This window comes from Paenibacillus sp. ACRRY, from assembly GCF_022346995.1.
Classification (GTDB): domain Bacteria; phylum Bacillota; class Bacilli; order Paenibacillales; family Paenibacillaceae; genus Paenibacillus.
Genome location: NZ_JAKRNM010000001.1, coordinates 541,325 through 565,469 on the forward strand (window position 1 = coordinate 541,325; position 24,145 = coordinate 565,469).

At 44.2% G+C, this 24,145-nt stretch carries 21 protein-coding genes; 18 read left to right on the plus strand and 3 right to left on the minus strand.

The annotated features are described in order from the left end of the window. The first annotated feature begins 2 nt into the window (after window positions 1–2). The 14 genes from MH144_RS02360 to MH144_RS02420 all read left to right on the plus strand — a co-directional run bounded on the left by MH144_RS02360 (window position 3) and on the right by MH144_RS02420 (window position 16,682). A complete protein-coding gene (locus tag MH144_RS02360) occupies window positions 3–965 on the plus strand; it encodes an ABC transporter permease (RefSeq protein ID WP_239297475.1) in 963 nt (320 codons plus the stop codon). Window positions 966–995: 30 nt separating this feature from the next. Next, entirely contained in the window at window positions 996–1,877 is an 882-nt protein-coding gene (locus tag MH144_RS02365) for a carbohydrate ABC transporter permease (RefSeq protein ID WP_239297476.1), read from the plus strand. Between the two features lie 65 nt (window positions 1,878–1,942). Further along, window positions 1,943–3,463 (plus strand): type 2 periplasmic-binding domain-containing protein, encoded by a 1,521-nt coding sequence (locus MH144_RS02370; protein ID WP_239297477.1) that lies wholly within the window; start codon window positions 1,943–1,945, stop codon window positions 3,461–3,463. 51 nt (window positions 3,464–3,514) lie between these two features. Beyond that, a complete protein-coding gene (locus MH144_RS02375; RefSeq protein ID WP_239297478.1) occupies window positions 3,515–3,877 on the plus strand; it encodes a cupin domain-containing protein in 363 nt (120 codons plus the stop codon). Window positions 3,878–3,888: 11 nt separating this feature from the next. Then, window positions 3,889–4,716 (plus strand): phosphoenolpyruvate hydrolase family protein, encoded by an 828-nt coding sequence (locus tag MH144_RS02380; RefSeq protein WP_239297479.1) that lies wholly within the window; start codon window positions 3,889–3,891, stop codon window positions 4,714–4,716. A 79-nt stretch (window positions 4,717–4,795) separates the two neighbouring features. Further along, window positions 4,796–4,921: a hypothetical protein gene (locus MH144_RS30690; protein ID WP_275439938.1), complete on the plus strand. Its 126-nt coding sequence runs from the start codon at window positions 4,796–4,798 to the stop codon at window positions 4,919–4,921. A gap of 76 nt (window positions 4,922–4,997) precedes the next feature. Beyond that, window positions 4,998–6,710, plus strand: a complete 1,713-nt coding sequence (locus MH144_RS02385; protein ID WP_239297480.1) for a sensor histidine kinase — start codon at window positions 4,998–5,000, stop codon at window positions 6,708–6,710. Next, the gene (locus MH144_RS02390) at window positions 6,707–8,146 is read left to right on the plus strand and encodes a response regulator transcription factor (RefSeq protein ID WP_239297481.1); all 1,440 of its coding nucleotides are present in this window, start codon (window positions 6,707–6,709) and stop codon (window positions 8,144–8,146) included. The genes MH144_RS02385 and MH144_RS02390 overlap by 4 nt, the downstream gene beginning before the upstream one ends. Before the next feature lie 338 nt (window positions 8,147–8,484). After that, window positions 8,485–10,221, plus strand: coding sequence for a type 2 periplasmic-binding domain-containing protein (locus MH144_RS02395; protein WP_239297482.1), 1,737 nt, complete (start codon window positions 8,485–8,487; stop codon window positions 10,219–10,221). A gap of 61 nt (window positions 10,222–10,282) precedes the next feature. Next, on the plus strand, window positions 10,283–11,197 hold the full coding sequence (locus MH144_RS02400; RefSeq protein WP_183519494.1) for an ABC transporter permease: 915 nt from the start codon (window positions 10,283–10,285) through the stop codon (window positions 11,195–11,197). A gap of 12 nt (window positions 11,198–11,209) precedes the next feature. Further along, window positions 11,210–12,103: an ABC transporter permease subunit gene (locus tag MH144_RS02405; protein ID WP_239297483.1), complete on the plus strand. Its 894-nt coding sequence runs from the start codon at window positions 11,210–11,212 to the stop codon at window positions 12,101–12,103. A gap of 70 nt (window positions 12,104–12,173) precedes the next feature. After that, window positions 12,174–13,802, plus strand: coding sequence for a glycoside hydrolase family 13 protein (locus MH144_RS02410; RefSeq protein ID WP_239297484.1), 1,629 nt, complete (start codon window positions 12,174–12,176; stop codon window positions 13,800–13,802). 61 nt (window positions 13,803–13,863) lie between these two features. Continuing rightward, window positions 13,864–15,531 (plus strand): glycoside hydrolase family 13 protein, encoded by a 1,668-nt coding sequence (locus MH144_RS02415; protein ID WP_239297485.1) that lies wholly within the window; start codon window positions 13,864–13,866, stop codon window positions 15,529–15,531. Window positions 15,532–15,794: 263 nt separating this feature from the next. After that, window positions 15,795–16,682 carry an aldo/keto reductase gene (locus MH144_RS02420; RefSeq protein ID WP_239297486.1) on the plus strand — a complete coding sequence of 296 codons (888 nt, stop codon included), beginning with the start codon at window positions 15,795–15,797 and terminating at the stop codon, window positions 16,680–16,682. Window positions 16,683–16,796: 114 nt separating this feature from the next. Here the strand turns inward: MH144_RS02420 and MH144_RS02425 are convergent, their stop codons facing one another. After that, window positions 16,797–18,557: a methyl-accepting chemotaxis protein gene (locus tag MH144_RS02425; RefSeq protein ID WP_343225995.1), complete on the minus strand. Its 1,761-nt coding sequence runs from the start codon at window positions 18,555–18,557 to the stop codon at window positions 16,797–16,799. A gap of 342 nt (window positions 18,558–18,899) precedes the next feature. Here MH144_RS02425 and MH144_RS02430 point away from each other — a divergent pair, with 342 nt between their 5' ends. The 3 genes from MH144_RS02430 to MH144_RS02440 all read left to right on the plus strand — a co-directional run bounded on the left by MH144_RS02430 (window position 18,900) and on the right by MH144_RS02440 (window position 20,749). After that, window positions 18,900–19,301 (plus strand): hypothetical protein, encoded by a 402-nt coding sequence (locus tag MH144_RS02430; RefSeq protein ID WP_239297488.1) that lies wholly within the window; start codon window positions 18,900–18,902, stop codon window positions 19,299–19,301. Window positions 19,302–19,479: 178 nt separating this feature from the next. Next, entirely contained in the window at window positions 19,480–20,028 is a 549-nt protein-coding gene (locus MH144_RS02435; protein WP_239297489.1) for a PadR family transcriptional regulator, read from the plus strand. A gap of 1 nt (window position 20,029) precedes the next feature. Then, window positions 20,030–20,749: a CPBP family intramembrane glutamic endopeptidase gene (locus MH144_RS02440; protein ID WP_239297490.1), complete on the plus strand. Its 720-nt coding sequence runs from the start codon at window positions 20,030–20,032 to the stop codon at window positions 20,747–20,749. Window positions 20,750–20,821: 72 nt separating this feature from the next. Here MH144_RS02440 and MH144_RS02445 read toward each other — a convergent pair whose 3' ends face one another. Next, complete coding sequence (locus tag MH144_RS02445) at window positions 20,822–21,292, minus strand: GNAT family N-acetyltransferase (RefSeq protein WP_239297491.1); 471 nt, start codon at window positions 21,290–21,292, stop codon at window positions 20,822–20,824. Between the two features lie 312 nt (window positions 21,293–21,604). Further along, window positions 21,605–22,504, minus strand: coding sequence for a LysR family transcriptional regulator (locus tag MH144_RS02450; RefSeq protein WP_239297492.1), 900 nt, complete (start codon window positions 22,502–22,504; stop codon window positions 21,605–21,607). Window positions 22,505–22,643: 139 nt separating this feature from the next. Here MH144_RS02450 and MH144_RS02455 point away from each other — a divergent pair, with 139 nt between their 5' ends. Further along, window positions 22,644–24,113: a UbiD family decarboxylase gene (locus MH144_RS02455; protein WP_239297493.1), complete on the plus strand. Its 1,470-nt coding sequence runs from the start codon at window positions 22,644–22,646 to the stop codon at window positions 24,111–24,113. Window positions 24,114–24,145: the final 32 nt, after the last annotated feature.

Consider the following 24,145-nt stretch of genomic DNA (forward strand, 5'->3'; position numbering starts at 1 on the left):
CTGTGAATTCCCTTATCGCTAAGCTTGGTAGAAAGTCCCGAAGACAGGAAAACGCTCGTAGCCGAGCGTTATGGCCGGACATAAGGCGAGATCGATACCTCTATTTGCTGGCTTTGCCGGGCATCTTGTACTTTATTGTGTTTAAGTATGTGCCAATGTGGGGAGTGGTGATCGCCTTTCAGGATTATTCACCCTATCTAGGTATACTTCAGAGCAAATGGGTGGGATTTGAGCACTTTATCCGCTTTTTTTCCAATCCTGACTTTATCATTTTGTTTCGCAACACCATGATGATTAGCTTCCTCAATCTACTCTTCTTTTTTCCACTACCGATCCTGCTGTCCTTACTACTCAACGAAGTGACTCATCATGCTTTCAAACGTACGATTCAATCCATTGTTTATCTGCCGCATTTTCTGTCTTGGGTCATCATTGTTGGGATCTCGTTTTTGCTGTTATCACAGTCATCTGGCATCATCAACATGATCCTGCAGTGGGCTGGATTGGCTAGCTATGATTTTCTGACCAACAAGGATACCTTTTGGGCGCTGCTTACCATACAAAACATCTGGAAAGAGACGGGATGGGGAACCATTATCATTCTGGCGGCCATTACTTCCGTTGATACACAACTGTACGAGGCAGCCAAAATTGATGGTGCCAATCGTCTTCGTCAAACGTGGCATATTACGTTACCCGCGATCCGTAATGTCATCATTGTGTTATTGATTTTACGCCTGGGGCATATCATGGATGTCGGATTTGAGCAGATTTTTCTCATGATGAACGGAGCAGTGACGGATGTAGCAGACGTGTTCGAAACATACGTCTACCGTAACGGCATCCAAAACGGGCAGTTCGGCTATAGTACAGCTGTTGGCCTGTTCAAATCCCTTGTCGGACTGATTCTGGTCGTTATCGCCAATAAGATGGCCAAGAAGTTCGGTGAGGAAGGAGTCTATTAAAACCAGCCGTATCGGGAAGGAGGGACTCTTATGAAACCTCGCATAGCCAGCCGGCTGTTTAATACAGCAAACTATGCGGTACTTTCATTGATTGGCATCGTCACGCTATTTCCGCTCTATTATGTACTCGTCGTTTCCTTCACCGATTCGCACGAGTTCGCGGAGAAAAATGGCTTTATTCTCTTTCCGACGAAATGGTCGATTGCGGCCTATGAATATCTGTTCTCCACCTCGGCTTTTATTAACGCGGCAGCAGTGAGCACCTTTCTAGCGACGGTTGGTACGGCATTAAGCCTCATTGTCACAGCAGGCATAGCATTTAGCTTGTCCCGTAAGCGGCTGCGCGGCAGACAGTTCATGCTCGTCGCCATTGTGCTTACGCTTTTATTTAATCCAGGTATTATCCCACCGTATCTCGTCGTCAAGGAACTCGGCCTGATCAATAGTGTCTGGTCGCTAATTATTCCTGTATTGACTAGTGGCTGGTACGTCATCTTGATGAAAAGCTTCTTCGACAGTATCCCGGTGGAGCTCGAAGAAGCGGCCATGATCGATGGAAGTACCGATCTCGGCACCTTTTTCCGGATTGTCCTTCCGCTGTCGGCGCCAGCTCTGGCTGCATTCGGTCTGTTCTACGCCGTTGCCTATTGGAACACGTTTTTTTCGGCTGTTCTATACATCAACGATTTTGCGAAAGTTCCACTTCAAATTGTGCTGCGCAATATGCTCGTAGACTCGTCGACCTCCACTGGCGGCGCAGCTGCAATGGAGATGATCTCAGAACAACAGATTCCAACACAAACGATTAAAATGGCTGCTGTCGTCATTTCCACGCTGCCTATTGTGTGCATTTATCCATTTTTGCAGAAACATTTTACGAAAGGCGTCATGCTTGGTTCGGTTAAGGGTTAAGCAAACAGGTGACTTATGCAATTGAGATTCAAGCATTCGTTCAACATGGGAGGTCGTCGATAAAAATGTTACAAGTACGAAAATGGAAAAGTACGATGGCTGCGATGGCACTATTCATTGCACTCGGATCGAGTCTAATGGCTTGCTCGGCCAATACTACGGACGGTAACAATACGGCGAAGGACGATGAGCCCGTCACCATTAAAATCATGTCGGATTTTACCATCGCTCAGCCGCCTTCTGCAGATAATCCCATCATTAAGGAATTTGAGAAAAACACCAATACGAAGCTGGATATCACATGGGTATCCGGAGCGAACTGGACGGATTATGTTGATCGGATCAATGTGGTGCTGAGTTCCGGAGACCTGCCTGATTTACTTAAGCTGAACGATGTCACCAATCCTCTTTTCCAGCAGATGGTCAACCAGGGCGTGTTCTGGGATTTAACCCCCTATCTGAAATCCTATCCGAACTTGATGACGTACCCGGAATCCGTATGGAACAATACGTCGATCGGCGGTAAAAACTACGTTATTCCCGTAGCAAGGCCACTTAATGGCTTCGTGTTCACCAACATTCGTAAAGATTGGCTTGATAAGCTGGGGCTTGAGGTGCCAAAAACTGTGGACGATTTCTATCACATGCTCAAGGTCTTTAAGGAACAGAAGCCTGATGGAAAAGCGGATACGTACGGTTACACGATGCGTGGACATGAGGTATTAGATGGAGTGTTTACGAATTCGAATGGCCGCTGGAAGGATGTTGGAGGGGAATTAATCGATGCGAACTTTGATCCCGGCATGCGTGAAGCCATATTGTTCAAAAAGAAGCTATTCGATGAGGGTCTCATTCCGCCAGACTTCTCCGTTATGAAGGATAGTCAATTCTGGGATCTGGCCACGACGGGAAGAGCAGGCGCGACAGCGGAGACCATCGAGGCGCAGTTCCGCTGGACCTATGATCAATGGAAGCGCGACCCTAATGTTGATTGGATGCCGATGTCCTCCCTTACTTACCAAGATGGCCCATACGCGCCTGAGTATAGAGGATACATTGGCGTTCTCGCTATTCCGAGGAATGTGCCGGAGGAAAAGGTGAAGAAAATTTTATCTCTTCTGGACTATGGCGCGTCGGAAGAAGGAGGCACTCTATCCATGTATGGCATCAAGGGTGTTCACTATAACGAAGAGGATGGCATGAAGGTAGCAACGGAGCAAGCTGTCGTGGACAGTGTAGGCGTTGGTGCATTCGGAAAGCTGTTTATGCGATATGACCCGTACATGTATGCATACGCACCAGGCATGACAAAGGAAGTCTTCGAACGTAATAAACAGGTGATTGACGAGCGAGCCAAAATCGCCAAGCCGGATGTTGCCATTGGCCTTGTTTCGGAGACGGATACGAAGCTCGGTGCTGACTACGCGAAGAAGATGGCCGATATGAAAACACAGATCATCATGGGGAAAGCCACAATTGAGGACTGGGATAAGCTGATTCAGGATATCCAGAATGATTCCAATTATATGCAGATCACCAAGGAGATTAATGAGGCGTACAAGGAAAGGTTGGCCTTGACCCAATAATGCTGCATAGCGAAGTTCATAAAAATAAGTATTAAAAAGGAGAGAGAGATTATGGCGACCATCACAAGTTTAAGCAAGCAAGAGGAGCACCGTCTATTGGATATGGGCTGGGGTAAAATCCAGTGGCTGTGCGGGAAGGAGATCGATTCAGAGGCGGAAATGACGTTCGGGATGGTGTACATTGATGCGGGCAAGGAAAATAATCGGCATATTCATCCCAATTGTGAAGAAGTTATTTTCATTCTTTCTGGGGAGTGCGACCATACACTCGGGGATGAAACGTTCCACCTTGAGCCTGGAATGATGCTGCGGATCCCCCGCGGTGTACCCCATCATGCTAAGGTAACGAGCTGGGAACCCTGCAGGATGATCATTGCCTACTCATCAGCAGACCGTCAAACGGTCGGCGAATAAGGAGGGCCACCATGTCTATATCAAGAGAAGTAGCACTGCAGCGTTTAAAAAGTCAGGTTAGCCAGGGAACAACGCTCATTGGAGCAGGGGCAGGTACAGGATTATCCGCAAAGTGCGCTGAAGCGGGTGGAGCTGACCTTATCATCATATATAATTCGGGCCGTTACCGTATGGCGGGACGTGGTTCACTCGCAGGGCTAATGCCTTACGGGGATGCTAACAAAATCGTGGTGGAAATGGCGTCAGAAGTACTCCCGATTGTGAAAGATACACCTGTTCTTGCCGGAGTATGTGGAACGGACCCGTTTCGCGTCATGCCGGTGTACTTGAAGCAGCTTCAAGAGATGGGATTCACGGGCGTACAAAACTTCCCAACGGTTGGCCTATGCGATGGGGTCTTCAGACAAAATCTCGAAGAGACAGGAATGGGATACGATCTGGAGGTGGAGATGATAAGGCAAGCTCATGAACTCGGTCTTCTGACCACACCATACGTTTTTAATGAAGACGAGGCGAGAAAGATGGCTGAAGCTGGCGCAGATGTCCTGGTCGCCCATGTCGGTCTTACGACGAAGGGATCCATCGGAGCTTCAACAGCACTGACACTGGATGAAGCAGTTGATGTGGTACAACGGATTAGCGATGCGGGTAAACAGGTTAATCCAGATGTTCTGGTCATCTGCCACGGAGGGCCGATCTCCGAACCGGAGGACGCCGCTTATGTTCTTAGCCGTACTAAGGGAGTCTCTGGCTTCTTCGGTGCATCCAGCGTGGAGCGTCTTCCAACGGAGGTCGCCATTACCTCACAAGTACAGCGATTTAAGAGTATTGGAACTTAATTACTGTGATTCAATTTCACTTAATTAAGCTTACAGCGGGATGAAAGCGTTTGACTTATTCAAATATCGATCTATAATTATGAAGGAAATTGGACGTGGACGGGAACTGACGAAGTGTCCTGATTGGTGTCCGCCTGAATGGATCGAAATGCCGACAAGCTTCAAAGTAGGCCTCAGCCTATGGGGAAAACGATATTCGGTATAGCTGTATGTATACTCACAGCAAGCTTCCATAACCAGGAGGCTTGCTGTTTTTATTTTTAGAAGGAGACTAAGTCAGAATGACACTTAAAAAAAGGATTTTTTTATTGTTCTTCCTCAGTGCGTTCATCCCTTTTATCAGCATATTTGCGATTTCTTACTATACCATTGACTCCATTTTCGCAAATAAAATCGATGACGGCATCCGCAGTAATTTGCAGCAGGTGACATCTTCACTGGAGAATTCAATCACCAATCTGAATCACGTTACACAGCAATTGTCCTACCGTGGAACCATTGGCAAGAAGCTGGATCAGTTCTTGAAGCCTTCCTCGGATATATTCCTATTGATGGAGGCGAGAGACGAATTAAAAAGTGAGTTAAGTGTGGTCACGTTTACCAATCCGAATATTGGTTTGACCTTATATTACTTCCAGAAGGATGGAACTACACAGTTTGGTAACTTTCCGATTAAGGATGGTTTTTCTCCGGAGTCACTGCCTGTGCTCTTCCAGACCTATGGCATTAAGTACTATGGTCCGCATATCAGCAGGAACCGATTCGATGACCAACTCGTTCTGTCTGCTCTGCGAAGAGTACAACTGCCTGAAAGGGACGACGCGTACATTTACGTTGAGTCAGGCTTTCGCCTCACACAGGATGACCTGGGATACAGTCAGTACAACGGGGCTCTGTCTCATCTGATCCTGGATGGTGAAGGCAACATTGTGTACAGTGAAATACCGGAAGCGATGAAGGTCGGGGAGAATTTCTCCAGCTTGACAGCCGATCCTGCCAAGGACGGGATATCCCGGGGGTATCACTGGTTCAAAGAGGATTCTTCACAGAAATGGAGTGTCGTTTCGGTCATTTCACAGGCTCAATATCAGCAGGAGAAAAATCAGTGGTTACTTCAAATATTGCTGGTCGCATTATTTTTCCTCGGCTTTACCGTATTTCTAGCTTGGCTCCTGTGGAAGATGGTGTACAAACCACTGGGCTTGTTCCATTCAGAAATCAACGGGATGTCCAAAAATCCACAAACGACGGGGAGCCGAGCTCGCACCCAGATACCCGAATTTGATTTTCTGCTCGGTGAATTTTCGAATATGCAGCATCAAATTGGCGATCTCTTCAAGGAAGTGCAGCAGAAAGAAAAGATTCGTGCAGACCTGGAAGTGGAAAAACTGCTCTATCAGATTAATCCGCACTTTCTGATGAATACACTTGATACGGTACACTGGCTGGCCGTCATGAACGGACAAGGGGAGATCGACAAGCTGGTGCAGTCATTGAACAAGCTGCTCTATTACAACCTGGGCAAATTAGGGCAAGTATCCACGATGGAAGAGGAGATTGACGCATTAAGACAGTATCTGATTCTGCAGCAAATTCGTTATGACTTTGAATTCGACGTCCGCATTACTGCAGATGAACAAGTGCTGCAAATTCCTGTGCCTCGTTTTATTCTGCAACCGCTGGTTGAAAATTCGCTCTATCATGGATTGAGTGACGAAGGCTTTATTCAAATCGAAGTGACATGTAATACAACATTAAACATAATGATACAGGATAATGGTGCAGGCATGAGCGAGGAAACGATTCATAAACTGCTAAACAACCGTGTAGCTGAACAACAAAAAGTAGGAATGGGCATTGGACTCAATTACGTTCACCGCATGCTGAAGTCACAATACGGGGATCAAGCCCAATTGGTCATTGAGAGTGAATTGGGAACGGGGACAAGCATACTGCTCATACTGCCCATTAAAGGAGAAGATATCTCGGCATGATTAAGGTACTGATTGTGGATGATGATAAGCTGGTACGCAAAGGCATAAGCTCTGCGATGCCATGGAACGAGTTCAATATGGAAGTTGTAGGAGAAGCAAGTAACGGAGCGAAAGCACTGGATTTCCTAAAATCTCAACCAGTTGATCTCATGTTGACGGATCTTGCGATGCCGGTCATGTCAGGGATCGAACTGATGAGAGCGACGAGACAGCTGTATCCGGAGCTTCATATTGTCGTGTTAACCTTGCATCAGGATTTTGATTATATCCAGGAGGCGCTGAGGCTTGGAGCCATTGATTATATAGCCAAAGTCCAGCTGGAGAAAGAGCAATTCGAACATGTTTTGCATCGGATACATACCCGAATTACCGGGTTGACGAGTTCGAACCGAAAGATGCCTTCTAGCAATGAAATCAATGTTCATTATCCGAATGTATATGCACTCGTTTCTCAAGATCGCAAATCCGAACAGAAGTGGCCAGTGGAGCTAACCACCGATGGAGATGTGATCAGGTGGGAGGTGGAACGGAATAGCTGGATGTGGGCAGCATCCCACAACGAGCAGGACCCGCTGTTCCATCAGTTGAAGGCATCCCTGAATCAAGTTCCCCAAAGTACGTTACTGGTTTTGTCCGATGTACAAGAGAGAACGTGGTCGCAAATCAAAAACTGGATTATGAATTATACAGAGGCATCTCTATTCTATGCGTACAACCCTGATGACCAAGTCATTGCCGTTTCGATGAACGAGAAAGAGACTCTTCTAAAAGAACCGCAGGATGAGGACATAGATCGGATTAAGCAAAGTTGGTTCCAAACACCATGGGCCCATCATGACACGTACTACGACCAACTCATTGAACAGTTTACATCATTACAATTACACAAGGGTCAGTTGATGGGATTACTATACTCCATCGTTATGGAGTGGAATCATCTTTTTGCCCAAACAACGCTTGGAAGGATCTCTATGATCCATGCTTTTGATTCCTGGTACGAGGTTGAGGAATGGATTAAACAGACTGCTGGGGTTATTCGAAAGGCCGACGAACAGACCTCGTATTCCCAGGAAATCATCCATGCTGTGAAAAAAGCAGTGATGATTATGCAGGATGACCTGGAGCAGGCGTATACAGCTTCAGGCCTTTCCCAACAACTCAACATCAGCCGAAGTTATTTCAGTCAATGTTTCAAAGATCTGATGGGGAAAACCTTTAATGAATACTCCAGATTCATCCGGGTAGAGAAGTCCAAAGAGTATTTGCTCAATACAAACAACACGATTTTCTGGATTGCCGAGCGAGTGGGTTATACGGATGAAAAATATTTCAGCCGGATTTTCCGTGAAATGACAGGCCTTCTGCCAAGCGAATATCGGCAGAGGCAGAGAAGTCATATAGCAGATGTGTTCCCATTGAACGGACATCAATCATAGGGAAAGTGACCGTCTCCATAGTTATCGTTGTAGGCCGTCATGGAAATGACGCGAGAGACATTTTATCGATTATGGATAAATTGAAGGCCGACAGTTTCCTGTTTTGAGGAGCTGCCGGCCTTTGTTTTCGATTGGAAAAAAGGATAGATAGACAAATGTAAGTCAGCTGGTAGGGTAAATGTTCACAAGCAAACCAATGCTCTAGGATCGCGGTTGAAAACTGTAATCATTTCTCTATCCAAACGAACGTGCAATCCCTATCTCATGAGATCTTCACTCCATTTTATAATGAAAGCGTAAACAAAAAATGATAAACAGAATAAGGGGAATCGAATTAGATGAGAACAAAATGGTCCATGAAAAGCAAACCGCTCACGAAACGTCTGGCCGTGCTGTCGATGTCTGCGCTGATGGTTACAGCTCTCGCGGCATGTGGAGGCGGTTCCACTGCTCCTACTGCAGAGGAGGCAGGCAAATATGAGGTAACACCGGGGGATCCGTTCAGTGCCTACAAAGACGAAATCACCGTAACCATGGGACGGGTGACTACAGCCAACCCGAAACTACCGGCTGGAGATACCTATGAGAACAACGCATATACGCGACTGGTTAAAGATACATTTAACGCTCAAATTTCGGATCAGTTTGAAGCCAATGGTGAAGATTACAGCCGTCAGGTTTCGCTCGCCATCGCCTCTGGGGAATTGCCTGACATGATGCGTGTTGACTCCAAAGACGAACTGAAAGAACTGGTGGATAATGACCTGATTGAAGATCTGACGGCCATTTACGATCAATACGCTACGGACAACATCAAGCAAATGTACGATTCCTATGATGGTCGTGCATTAGATAATGCGACGATTGATGGACGTTTGATGGGCCTTCCGGCAACGTCCCTGGATTCAGCACCAGCGATGGTTTGGGTACGTCAGGATTGGCTGGATCTGCTGGGGATCCAACTTGATGCAGACGGAGATGGCGCCATCTCGCTCGAAGAAGTAGAGAAAACGGCACAGGAATTCCTGAAAAGAGATCCTGGTCAAACCGGTAATCCGGTCGGTATTCCTTTTGTTAACACACTGAATACCACAGATTATAATGCCTCTGCCTATACCATGCTTGGTGTTGCCTCAACCGAAGGCGCGTTCCCGCAATATTGGATGAATGGGGAAGACGGCAAAATTGTATATGGTTCCACGACAGAAGAGACCAAGAAAATGCTGGGGATCATGGCAGACTGGTTCAAGAACGGTATCATTGACCCGCAATTCGGAACCCGCACCTTTGATGACATCACTGCACTCTATACCAATGGCCAGAGTGGTATCGCTTTTGGACCGTGGCATATCCCAGACTGGGGACTGATCAGCGTGAAGCAGATGGATAAAAATGCGAAATTCACGGCGTATACATTGGAAGATGCAGACGGTAATGTGAACGTGGCCCATGCCAACCCATCCAATCAGTTTATCGTGGTGAGAAAAGGATATGAGCACCCTGAACTGGCTGTTAAGATTGTAAACCTGTTCTACGACAAACTGGCAAATGATAAAGATGTGGCAACAACGATGCCTGAAGCTGCCAAGTATCAGGAGACTGGGGTAGACGGTTCTACGAGACCGTTTAATATCGAAGTCAACTCGGCTACATCGCTGCTGGATGATTACTCTGATGTCGTTCGTGGAATTAAAGGAGAAATTGGTCTGGATGAGGTTCGCACAACCGAATCGAAGAACAATATCGGAAGCATTAAAACGTATTTGAGCGACATGGATACGGATGACGCGACCGCCTGGTCCAAATATCATTCACGAATTAACGGAGTTGGACTGATCGACAAGCTCACACAGGAGAATAAATTCGTGTGGATGACTCCTGCTTTCTCTGGAACTACATCAAGCATGAAACAAACGTGGGCCAATCTGACGAAGCTCGAGCAGGAATCGTTCATCAAAATTGTGACGGGTTCCGAACCGCTGGATTACTTCGATACATTCGTCAGCAACTGGAAGAAACAAGGCGGTGATCAAGTCATTCAGGAAATTGAAGACGAGATCGCATCGAAAAAATAGACATCCATGAACAGTAGCAGGGCTGCGATATGCAGCCTTTCTTCAGGAAAGGGGTTCATCCATGAAACAAGGGAAATTAAAAGCAAGAGGCCGGCTCGGCACAGGTGCCATGTACCATATGATGATGCTGCCGGGTATTTTGTTTTTGCTTGTGTTCAGCTACATTCCAATGGTCGGTGTCATTACGGCTTTTCAGGACTATGTACCTGCCAAGGGCATGTTCGGCTCCGAATTTGTAGGGCTGAAGCATTTCATTTATATGTTTAAACTGCCGGATATCGCTCAGGTCATCAGCAATACGTTAGTCATTGCTATTGCCAAGATTCTGCTCGGAACGTTGATGGCGATCATATTTTCGGTATTGTTGAATGAAATTCGTATTAAATACGTTAAAAAATCCGTGCAGACGATTGTCTATCTGCCGCACTTTCTATCCTGGGTTGTACTCGCATCCGTCGTGGTCAACATGTTCAGCTTGGACGGAATCGTGAACCAAATGCTTGCATTCTTTGGCCTGGATCATATTAATTTCCTTGGCAGCAATACGTGGTTCCAGCCACTGATCATAGGAACAGATGTCTGGAAAGAATTTGGTTATAGTTCCATCGTTTATTTGGCTGCTATTACGTCAATTGATCCCGGTCTATACGAAGCGGCAGGTATGGATGGAGCCAGTTGGTGGAGAAAAGTATGGCATATTACACTGCCGGGTATGCTGCCTATTATTCTGCTCATGGGTGTAATGAGCTTGACCAATATTTTGAGTGCTGGTTTCGATCAAATCTATAACTTGTATAACCCGGTGGTTTATGAAACGGGCGATATACTGGATACCTACGTGTACCGGATTGGTCTCGTTGGACGACAGTATAGCTTCGGTACGGCTGTTGGATTGTTTAAGTCCGTGATCGGCATCGTGCTGCTCATGTCTGCGAATCAGCTCGCCAAAAAATATACAGACAGAAAAATATTCTAAGGAGGCAATTCCGTGTCCTATTCTGCAAATTTTAAAGATCGAATTGGCCGGTTTGTCATCTATGCCATCGTAATCATGCTGGCATTGGCTTGCCTTCTTCCGTTATGGAATATTGTTGCCATTTCATTCAGCAGCAGCGAGGCCGTATCCGCGAATGCTGTAGGTCTCGTTCCGGTCAATTTTACAACAGCTGCGTATTCAAAAATTATTGATGATGCACAGTTCTGGCGTTCCTTTGGCATCTCTGTTCTACGCGTTGCGCTAGCCCTTGTGCTTAACATGATTCTGATTATTTTGATGGCTTATCCGCTGTCCAAATCGAAAAGGGAATTCAAAGGCAGAAACATCTATATGAATATCATGATTTTTGCCATGTTGTTCAGTGGAGGAATGATTCCGAGTTACCTGCTGATCAAAAACCTGGATATGCTGAATACGATATGGGCACTTGTTCTACCAGGCGCTGTCCCGATATTCAGTGTCATCCTCGTGATGAACTTCTTCTCTGCTGTACCTAGAGCACTTGAAGAAGCAGCGTTTATCGATGGGGCGAATCCGCTCCAAGTCTTGTTCAAAGTGTATGTTCCCGTGTCCATTCCGGCGCTGGCGACCGTTGCCTTATTCAGTATCGTGGGTACATGGAATGACTTCTTCAGCGGTTTGATCTATATGACCAAGGTCAGCAATTATCCGCTTATGACCTATATTCAGTCCCTTAATGTAAATATTGCCGATTTGCTTCAGGCTGGTACGAACTCAAGCGAACTCAGCAACCTGACTGAAATTTCGAATAAAAACCTGAATGCGGCTAAGATCGTAGTCGCGGTCATCCCGCTGCTGTTGATTTATCCGCTGCTGCAAAAATACTTTGTAACAGGCATTGTTGTTGGATCAGTCAAAGAATGATGAGACGTTATAACACACCTTAACGGAGAGGTAGCACCTATCTGGAGAAGGTAGAAAGGCTGTATGAAACATGGAAAATAAAAAATGGTGGAAAGAAACCGTTGTATATCAAATATATCCGCGAAGTTTTCAAGATAGTAACGGAGATGGAATCGGAGACTTGAAGGGTATTGTGTCAAGGCTCGATTATTTGCAGAAACTCGGTATTGGTGCGATCTGGTTGTCACCTGTTTGTAAGTCCCCTCAAGATGACTTTGGGTATGACATTTCCGATTATCAGGATATCGATCCAATGTTCGGGTCTCTGGATGATATGGAATCGTTAATTCATGAAGCCGGCAAACGAGATATTCGGATCATTATGGATCTGGTGTTGAATCACACGTCGGATGAACATCCTTGGTTTCAAGAAGCCAAAAAAGGGAAAGACAATCCGTACCATGACTACTACGTCTGGAGAGATGGTGTGGAAGGAACACCTCCGAACGATTTAGGTTCCACATTTGGTGGCTCAGCATGGGAGTGGGTTCCTGAAATTGGTCAATATTATTTGCATCTATTTTCTGTAAGACAGCCAGATCTCAACTGGGAAAATCCCAAAGTCCGGCAGGCGATTTACGACATGATTAATTGGTGGATCGACAAGGGAGTCGGTGGATTTAGACTTGATGTAATCGACTTAATCGGTAAAGTGCCAGATGCGAAGATTACGGGGAACGGGCCCAATCTGCATAAATATATCAGGGAACTGAGCAAGGAAACGTTTCAAAAAGCAGAAAATCTGCTAACCGTTGGAGAAACATGGGGCGCTACTCCTGAGATTGCAAAACTGTACAGCAACCCGGACGGCAGTGAGTTTTCAATGGTGTTCCAGTTTGAACACATCGGCTTGGATGAACAAGAAGGCAAGGGAAAGTGGGATCTCAAGCCTCTGGACGTGCTGGAATTGAAAAAAGTGTTGTCCAAATGGCAGACGGAGCTGGGGGGCGATGCCTGGAATAGTTTGTTCTGGAATAACCACGACTTGCCTCGAATCGTCTCCCGTTGGGGAAATGACGGAGAATATAGAATCGAATCGGCTAAAATGCTCGCTACCCTTCTTCATGGCATGCAAGGCACACCTTATATTTATCAGGGTGAAGAATTAGGCATGACGAATGTTCAATATGCGATTGAAGACTATCGGGATATTGAATTGCTCAATTTCTATAAGGAAAGAATGGGAAAAGGATACCCTGAAAGCAGTGTGATGGAGTCGATCTTTGCCAAGGGACGCGATAACGCACGAACACCGATGCAATGGGATTCTTCCGATAACGCCGGGTTTACACAAGGAGAACCATGGATCAAAGTTAATCCAAACTATACCGATATCCATGCCCAAGACAATTTGAATAATCCTGAATCCATATTCCATTACTATCGGAAGCTAATCCAATTGAGAAAAGATCATGAAGTCATCGTGTATGGAGATTATGAGCTGGTTTTCCCCGATGATCCAGAAGTGTTTGCTTATACCCGAACGCTAAATGGAACAAAAATCCTTGTCGTATGTAATTTTCAAGGAAATACGATAGAGCTCCCGCTTCAGGAACAATTGGCAGAGACGAATCAACTGCTGATATCGAATTATGCAGGTGAACTGCCTCTGGACGAACTGCGTCCATATGAAGCGAGAATGTACCTTATGCATGCGTAAAGAACGTAAAGAATAATACTATAAATAAAGACGAGTGGTTGAGAAAGAAGGATTGCATCAAATGAAAAGAGTATGGTGGAAAGAAGCAGTAGCTTATCAAATCTATCCGAGAAGTTTTATGGATTCCAATGGAGATGGGATTGGCGACATCAAGGGGATTATTTCAAAACTGGATTATATCCAAGACCTCGGTATTGATCTGATATGGATCTGTCCGATGTATAAGTCGCCTAACGATGATAATGGTTATGATATCAGTGATTACTGTTCCATTATGGATGAATTCGGCACGATGGCTGAATTTGATCAATTATTAAATGAAGTACATCACCGCGGCATGAAACTCATCATGGACTTGGTGATCAATCATACCAGTGACGAACATCCGTGGTTTATCGAATCGAGATCTTCGCAGGATAGTCCCAAACGGGACTGGTACATCTGGAGAGATGGGAAGAACGGAGAAGAACCGAATAACTGGGAAAGTATTTTCGGTGGTTCTGCTTGGGAATATGACGAAGTCTCCGGACAGTACTATCTTCATCTGTTCTCCAAAAAGCAACCGGACTTGAACTGGGCAAATGAAAGCGTACGGAAATCCATTTATGAAATGATGAATTGGTGGCTGGATAAAGGTATTGATGGTTTCCGTGTCGATGCAATCAGCCACATCCACAAAGAAGATGGCTTGCTGGATATGCCAATTAAAGAAGGCGTCAAATACATCTCTTCGTTTGAGAAGCATATGAATGTCAAAGGCATTCAGCGATATCTGCAAGAAATGAAAGAAGAAACGTTGTCTAAATATGACGTAGTAACGGTTGGCGAAGCCAATGGAGTGAAAGTAGAGGACCAAGAAGATCTGTATGATTGGATCTGTGAAGTCAGAGGCAAATTTAATATGGTCTTCCAATTCGAACACCTTGACCTGTGGAAAAACAGTACAGACAGGCAGCTCGATGTTCCCAAACTGAAAAGCGTCTTGACCAAGTGGCAAAAATCGCTGGAAGGTATTGGTTGGAATGCTTTGTTTATTGAAAATCACGATCAGCCGCGCAAAGTTTCGTCCTGGGGAAATGATGCGGAGTATTGGTATGAAAGTTCAACAGCTCTTGGAGCCATGTACTTTTTCATGCAGGGCACTCCGTTCATTTACCAAGGACAAGAAATTGGCATGACGAATGTGGCTTATCCTTCCATAGAGGACTATAACGACGTAGCTGACCGGAATCTGTATCAGATTAAACGTGAAGAAGGGATGTCGCATGAGGAAATCATGAACATCATCTGGGCTTCAAGTCGCGATAACTCCAGAACGCCGATGCAGTGGTCTTCGGCAGAACAAGCCGGGTTCACCAATGGTACGCCATGGCTTAAGGTGAATGACAACTATGTTCATATTAATGTAGAGAAACAACTGCAGGATCCGCGTTCCATCCTTCACTTTTATAAACAAATGATTCAGCTGCGAAAAGAACACGACACGTTGACATATGGTATCTATGAGCTTCTTATGCCGGAACATCCTAGTGTATTTGCTTATACACGTACTCTGGCAGAAGAACAGGTGCTGGTAGTCGTTAATCTCTCTGACCAAGCCGTTGAGCTTAAGGAAGAAGACCTTAGCCTTAACTTCTCTGAGATCTGGCTTACCAACTACGAAAATAGCAAGAGGCCATTGATGCTGCAACCGTATGAAACCATCGTTGGTTTAAGCGATATAGGTTAATTAGGATTTTCCTAAAAGTATCTATTAAAGCAAACAGAGAATTTACTTCTCTAATTTCCGTCATCAAAAAGTGAACCCCTTAGAAAAAATATTGGAATAAACGCTGTTTATCCAATGAATTTCTAAGGGGCTTTATTTATTAGAGCACGCTTCAGATTGAAAATTTTTAATTTATCCTTTATTATGAAAGCGTTATCGTTAATCTAATACTTATTGTACAATTCGGTCACTTGACCAACATATTAAACCTCGAGGTGAGTAGAATGAAGTACAGAAGATTGGGCAAGACCGAGCTTGATGTATCCGTCGTAGGTGTGGGCACCTGGCAGTTTGGCGGGGACTGGGGGAAAGACTATACCCAGAAAGAAGTCGATGATATTCTATATCGTGCCAAAGAACTTGGCATTAATTTGATTGATACAGCTGAATGTTACGGACCTCACCATATGTCCGAGAACTTTATCGGCGATTTTGTGTCCCGGGACCGGCGTGAGGATTGGGTGATCGCATCGAAGTTTGGTCATCAGTGGCACGATCACTGGACAAACGCCTGGAGTGTAGATCAGATCCGTGTTCAACTGGAAGAATCTCTGAAAGCCCTAAGAACAGATTATATCGATTTGTATCAGTTCCATTCCGGTTCAGATGAGGCGTTCGATAACGACGAGCTCTGGACGATGCTGGACAAGCAGGTGCAGGCTGGTAAAATTCGAAATCTCGGGATCTCCATTGGCAGCAACGATAATCTGCATCAGACGAGCAAGGCTACCGAGTTGAATGCGAAGGCTATTCAGGTCGTGTATAACCGTCTGGACCAGAAGCCCGAGGAGAGGGTGTTCCCGTCATGCCAGAATCAGGACCTTGGTGTGCTCGCAAGGGTCCCACTGGCCAGCGGCTATCTGAGCGGTAAGTACAAACCGGGTGCGGTGTTCAATGACAATGTCAGAAAGGGACGCGAGCGTCAAGAGATCGATGAGAAACTGCAGCTGGTAAGTGAAATTCAGAAGAACGAAGTCCCGGAAGGTGTCGACATGGCCTCATGGGCCCTTGCCTGGTGTCTGAAGCATCCAGCTGTCAGCTGCGTCATTCCGGGATGCAAAAGTCCGGAACAGGTTGAAGCGAACGCCCGGGCTGCTGATCTGGAATTGTAAGGAGCTTGATCAGTGTGGCTTGCTGAGGAAAATACTGTTTTGTTTTAAAACGGACAAAGCAGCCGACCAAAGTAAAAGAGGTCGGCTGCTTTTTTTTATCTAGATGAATTAAAATTAATATTTAAATTGAATCGTCAAACGCTCTAACTGTTGAGACATTTCCGACAAGGTTGTGGATAAGCTCGTGATTTGCTCCATTGAAGCCAGTTGTTCTTCTGAAGATGCAGCTATATTTTGGGAGTTGTCTGCAGCTTGAAGCGCAAGATTGGAGACTTGCTCCTGGCCCGCTGTTATTTCCTGGACACTTGCCGTGATCTGCTGTGTAACGCTGGCGAGTTCCTCCGTTTGTTGGGCGATAAAGTTGGTAGACCCTACGATTTTGTTGAACTGTTGTTCCGTCTCATTAGCAATCTGTATGCCGGAGTCGACGTCCTGTTTAACTCGATTCAATGTCTTGAGCGATTGTTCTATATCTGAACGCATATCTTGAATCAACGTGGAAATCTGCCCGGATGACTGGTTCGATTGTTCAGCAAGTTTTCTCACTTCAGCAGCTACTACGGAGAAACCGCGTCCTTCTTCGCCTGCACGGGCTGCTTCAATCGAAGCATTGAGAGCAAGAAGATTCGTCTGCTTCGCAATATCCGTAATGGCATGCAGCATCGTACCGATCTGCTGACTGCGTTCATCCAGCATTCTCATGACTACATCCGTTTCATTTACCGACTGGTTTATCAGGTTCATTTGTTTCGCTGTATGCTCTACGGCCGTACCACCTATGTTCGCGAGTTCCATCGCATCAACAGAAGAATCGGCAATGGTTGATGAACTTTCCGCTATTCGCTGGATCCCAATCGATATTTCCTCGAGTGAGGTGGTAGTTCGTTGAAGCATCATTTGTTGTTCTTGTGCACCTGCTGCAGATTCTTGGATCGAAATGGTGATATTCTCAGTTGCCTGACTGGTGTGCTCCGCTCCAAGGGTCAACTCTTTGGAAGAAGAGGCTACTTGTTTGGTAGAGAGATCAACTTGACTTATAAGTGTTCTCATGTTTTTAATCATATGGTTAAAGTCCTGTGAAAGCTCACCGATCTCATCTTTGGACTTCATCTTAACTTCTTCAACGGTTAGGTCACCGTCCGCCACTGACTTCAATCGCTTAGCCACCATAAGGATCGGCTTCGTTAGACGTCCTGAGATGATGCTGACGATGATGGATCCCAGAACAACTGCCACAGCTGTAACAATAAGAACAAGATAAAGAACTTGTGTGGCACCACTGTTGAACTCACTTAAGTATGCACCCGAACCGATGATCCACCCCCAATGCGGATCCATTTCAACATATGATACTTTCGTTTCTACCTCACCTGTATCAGGTAGAGCCCACTTGTAGGTGACAAATCCGCCTCCGGCTGATCCAACGTTAACGAGTTCTTTCCCCAAATATACACCATCTTCTGTAACGACATCTGTCAAATCCTGACCTTCATTTGAAGGATTCATCACAGAATGAGCATCTTTGCCAACGGCCCATGGATATCCTGTTTCCCCTACAGTATATTCACTTTTTACAGGTCGCTTATTATCTGCATTCTTCTCACCGAGCAGTTCTACGCGGAGCTTTTCCTGTGCTTGCTCTAATGTTAGACTTCCATTCTCTACCTGCTCATTGAGGAGATTAATCATACCAATGACCATTCGTACACTATTTTCAAGTGCGGCCTTGCCGGATTCATTCATTTCATTTTTTGAAACGGTATAAGAACTGAATCCTATTACGATTGTGGGCACAATCAGTATAACCAAGCACAAAGAGACTAACTTAGCTCTTAACGTTCTCATTTTTAGAATGGATCCTATCTTTGTTTTCACTTCAGTTCCCCCTAAGTATGTCAATGTTACAGATCTAACCCAGAACTCAATAGTTAAAATTTAAATTAAATCTGTACCTAATATATCGAAAAAAGAGGAGGTAAAATGAAGTCTTTGAGAGATGAAATCTCTCTTTACACTAGATCATCCATTGGCCTATTTAACACAGTGCAATTTGTATTTTATAAAATCATTAGTGGCTGTTGTATAGAACTGAATCCAACACAAATAGAGAAGGTGACGATGGCCTGTCAGAGATGTTCATAAAACAAAAGTAAACCAACACTTATTGTTGTATAATGATGGTAAAATATACAGGTGATATGATAGGGGCGAGGGATTTTGCACAGAAAGATTAAGATTAACCTCTTTTACTTAGCTGCTGGGATTTACCTGGGTATTGCCGTTGCAGCATTTGTTCCATGGATTGAGATTGGCTTGAAAATAACGGCATACTCAAGCATCATTGCACTATTAATAACGATCTACGACTCTTCTAAGGTTAGTCTTAGAATAACCTCGCAAGAAGGAAATTTGTGGAAGCATAGAGTTCACTATGTATTTATGTTGGCTATGAAATTATTAATGATAGTATCACCGTTCGTTCTACTGTTCTGGATTAATTATGAGGATGATGAAGAAGTTATAGCCAAGATAAGTAATTACGTAACGTTTGCTGCAATTGGAATTGTTTTCTTTACAAGAGGAATGGAATTAAAAGGTTTAAGCAGCACTCAAAAATGATTTCTATGCTTATTGCATTATTATAGATCGAAAGGGGTGTTACCTTACGGTAATTACTCCTTTTTTGCATTGGAGAGCAGAGTTAAAGATAGCCAAAAAAGAATTGTAATCTTTATCCTAATGGAGTAATATGCTAATTATATATATCTCAAAGATATATTATGAACGGGGAGGGCATATGAAAAGAATCAATACGACCCACTTTGCGATTCTCGGCTTGCTTCGGTTGAAGCCCATGAGCGCCTATGAGCTTGTTAAGTTTTCGAAGGAGAGCATCGGCCTTTTCTGGAACGAATCGTATGGACATATTCATAAGAGTATCAAACAATTGCAGTTAGATGGCTCTGTAACGGTGGTGGAAGAAGCAGAGACGGGAAGACGTAAAATTGTCTTCGGCATTACAGAACAGGGATGTAAGCAGCTTGATTCCTGGCTAGCTCTGCCACCTGAAGAACCCGTTATGAGAAGTGAACTGCTAATGAAGCTCTTTGTCTCCGATGAACGTCATTTCCCGCAACTCATCACTTTTCTCGAAGAGGAATTAGCAGCAAATGAGCAGCTAATCACAATGCTTGCAGGAATTAAAGCGAGTGTTCCTAAAGGGGAAAGCAAACAAGCCCAGCTCTGGTTGTTAACACTGGACTATGGGGAGAGATATCTTCGAATGACTATGGAATGGTGTCAGCATGCGCTGGAAACGTTAAGTCATCCAAACAGGGGAGATTAAAATGAATAAAAAACGATCCACACTCATTCCGATCCTTTTGGTCACAATCGTGGTGGTTGCTTGTGCACCTCTCCTGTTATGGTTTAGAAGCAGGCCGCTTCTCCAATTAAAGGTCTTCGAAAGCGATGTATACAACCTGGAGATGAGTTATCAGATCACGGTGTTGTTATTAGCTGTAATAGTAATTGGCATAGTATACGGGTTGGCAGGTAAGGGTGGACTTAGGTATTTAGATCTGAAAAAGCGAGACGGAAAAATTCGGTCCGAACCGTGGATCGGCATTAAGCCGAAAGAAACAGAGACATGGAAACACTTGGGTCTAAACTTTGCGGTCATCATTACGTTGGTAACTGCTGTGGTTATCTACTTCCAAGTAGTGCACGGGGAAACCGTGAGACTGGAATTGTATCCCGGAGTTATTCTCATCCTTGTGTTTGCACTAATGAATGCTTTTTCTGAAGAAATCATCTTTCGGTTTTCATTTGTTGCCGTTGTTGGCAATTATGGTTTGTCCCCGTATATAGCTCAAGGACTGGCGGCTGCAATCTTTGGGGCCGTTCATTATTTTGGACATCCAGGCGGGATACCCGGTGTATTCATGGCAGCTTTTATCGGTTGGTTTTTAGCCAAATCGATGTTAGAAACGAGAGGATTCTTCTGGGCGTTGGCGATTCATTTCTTGCAGGATGTTCTTATTTTCAGTGCGTTATTTATGAAATAGCTGAGCTTGTGAGTTCATACAAAAGTGAACCGCCCATTGAAAGGCGGTTCACTTAATCCAATGGCTATTCATCTACAAGTGCTTCTCATAAAATACCATTGTCATTCTGTCATTAATTACTTTGGTTACACCCGTTTTTTTATAGCCTATCTTCTCATACAAGTAACAGTTTCCTTTCTCTTGTAAGATGGTGCCCAGTCTCCATGACTTAGCATCATCATATATTTGCTCAACCATTGTAAAGACTTTTTGAGCAATGCCTTTTCCCTGATGTTCTGGCAGTATAAAAATGGGGCTAACACTATAGATTTGGTCATCTTTTTTCACGACTCTAATTCCGCCCACAGCAGCCTCAAGATGATGAATTATGAAATAATCTGTGAAAGACTGATTGATTTGAGTAAGAATTCTTTCTACGGTTTCATTGGCAGGGCTTGTTTCAAAATCCTGATATTTTTCCAACAAGGGCATAAATGCTTTAACTTTCATTTTGTGAATAGTCATTGCATCATTTAAATCTGCTTTACATAATGAAACCTCCATTAAAATTTACCCCCTTTTGAGACGCTCTTTTACAATACGTTAGCTAGCACATGCTCTGTTTACTTAGTGCAAAGAAAGATATTCGTCTAAGTTGATGTTTGTTTAATTTGCAGCCATTAAACAAGATAAAGCCAACGTATTTTTCTTTTTCGACGTTGTATTTTCATATTACTTGCTATGGCGATCCTCCAAGAAAGCAATGCACCAAAAGTGTCTCCTTGCATAGTGCAAATTTTAACGCGTGATAAAACTGTAATCCCTCATTGAAATATACCACTGCAAAGTCTAAATATACCTTCGGAACAAAACCCTTTATTTTATATGATTAATCAGAATGTCTTTAAAATTTTGTGCGGCTTGGGATAAATGGCGATGTTCTATCCAGATCAGGGCAGTTTCAGAGTTTACATTGGGAACAATTTCAGCAAAAGACAAGCTTTCAGATGTTCTGATCTGTAGTGCAATTTTTGGAACAATCGCTATTCCTAATCCTGAATCTGCCAAGGTCATTAAGGTTGTTACATCAAGACTTTCACAAATAATTTTAGGATTAAATCCAAAACTGTTACATGTCTCAACAAACCTGTGGAAAACATTATAATCACCTTGGCCGCGTAACACCATGAGAGGCTGATTTTCCAATTCTTTTATGGAGATCGTTTTTCCTTTGAAAAAGGTGCCGTTAGAAGGTTGAACAGCTACAAGAGGCTCGGATTGTATGGGGTATATGGAGAGATTTCTCATATCCGTCATTTCTTTTGTCTGTAGCGGCAATCGGACAATGCCTAGTTCAATCTCTCTATTTTGTAAAAGCTCTTCAATTCTTCGTGAATCTTCCTCCAACAGTTGAAATGAGATATGAGGATAGTTGTCCTTAAATATTTTTAAAATGGGTGGGAGGTAAGGTAGGCATGACATTACTGTCCCGATCGCGAGTTTCCCTCGTTGTCCATCCTGTTGTTCCCTCACTTCTGTAACCATTGCATCAATTGAATTTAGCACTTCCTTCGCCCGTGTATAGAATGTTTCTCCAGCAGGGGTTAATTCGAATTTTTTATGATTGCGTTTAATGAGAATGACTCCGAGCTCATCTTCTAACGCTTTTAATTGCATACTTAATGGGGGCTGTCCCATATGCAGGCGGTTCGCAGCGCGTGTAATTTGTCCTTCATCTACGATGGTTACAAAATAAAATAGTTTCTTCAAATCCATAAATTCAGCATCCCTTGCATATATTTTTCAGATGAACACCTATCATTATATATATTTTACATATAGTTATACAGCGTCTTAAAATGAATAAGCAAGATTAACAGTTAGCAAATAACTTATTTCAAGGAGGACAATGGATATGAAACCATTAAAAAGTTTTCGCGAATATGTAGAAGTATTGAAAGAATATAACGAAGTCGTTTCGATTCATCAAGAAATTGATTGGAACTTAGAAATGAGTGCCATCATTCGACGAGCTTATGAAACTCACGCTCCAGCACCGCTTTTTAAAAATGTGAAAGACAGCACACCAGGTTTTGAAGTATTGGGAGCGCCAGTAGGGCTCAGCCCCAATGAAGAACATCCCTATATTCGAGTAGCTCTCTCCCTTGGGCTGCCAATAAACACTACTGCCCCTGAGCTAGTTGAAGCGTGGTCTCATCTTCCGGAAGTCACTCCCATTCCGCCTCGTTTAGTTGAAAACGGTGAATGCAAAGAAAACAAATTGTTTAATGATGAGATTGACCTTACCAAACTACCTATACCGTTTATTCATGTTGGAGATGGGGGCCGTTACATTAATACTTACGGTATACTTGTTGTCCGTACTCCTGATGGATCCTGGGTTAACTGGTCTATTACACGTGTAATGCTTGATGGACCCCAGTCATTGGCGGGTGTTATTATCCCATCTCAGGATTTAGGGAAAATACACCGTCAGTGGAAGGAAATCGGCGAAGAGATGCCGTTCGCCTTATGCTTGGGCGTAGATCCTGGTATCGCTATGATCGCAGGCTATCCTCTTTCCGGTGATGTTAGCGAAAGGGAACTGATCGGAGGATGGTACGGTGAAGCCATCGATGTTGTGAAATGCGAGACGAATGATTTGGAAGTACCAGCGACAAGTGAGATTGTAATTGAGGGAACAGTCTCCCTAACAGAAATGGTTCCGGAAGGTCCGTTTGGAGAATACGCCGGTTATACATGGATCGGTCATGAAAAACCAACACCACGCTTTGATGTAAAAGCGATGACACATCGGAATAATCCAATCATACCTGTAAGTGCAACCGGCGTACCTCCTGAAGAAAGTTCCACGAATTGGGGCATCGGTATTGCAGCAGATATTCAAAATACACTGCGAAAACAAGGACTTCCTATCAAACAATGCTTTATTCCGTTAGAGTCTGCAGTACATTGGCTTGTCGTCACGGTAGATCGTAGTCAACAAAAAGTGGATAATGAACAGTTATCTCATGACATTGGAGCAGCCGTTTTTGCAACGAGAGCGGGTTCCTACGTACCCAAAGTCATCGTTTTAGATGACGATATTGATCCAAGTAACATTAATCAGGTTGTATGGGCGTTTGCTACTCGCCATCATCCAGATCAACGTGAAGTTATGGCTGAACAAAAGGTTCTACCTCTTGTCGGATACCTGGATGAAAAAGAAAAGCGTGAGGCGCTCACTACAAAAGCCATTTATAACTGTTTATTGCCTTTAAACAATGGCTCTAGTGATGAACAATCCATTGAAGCATCATTCAGAAGTTATCCCGAAGAGATGCGTCAGAATATTATTGAGAATTGGGAAAAATACGGATTTTGATATGTTTCATATAACACAGAGGGAAGGAGAGT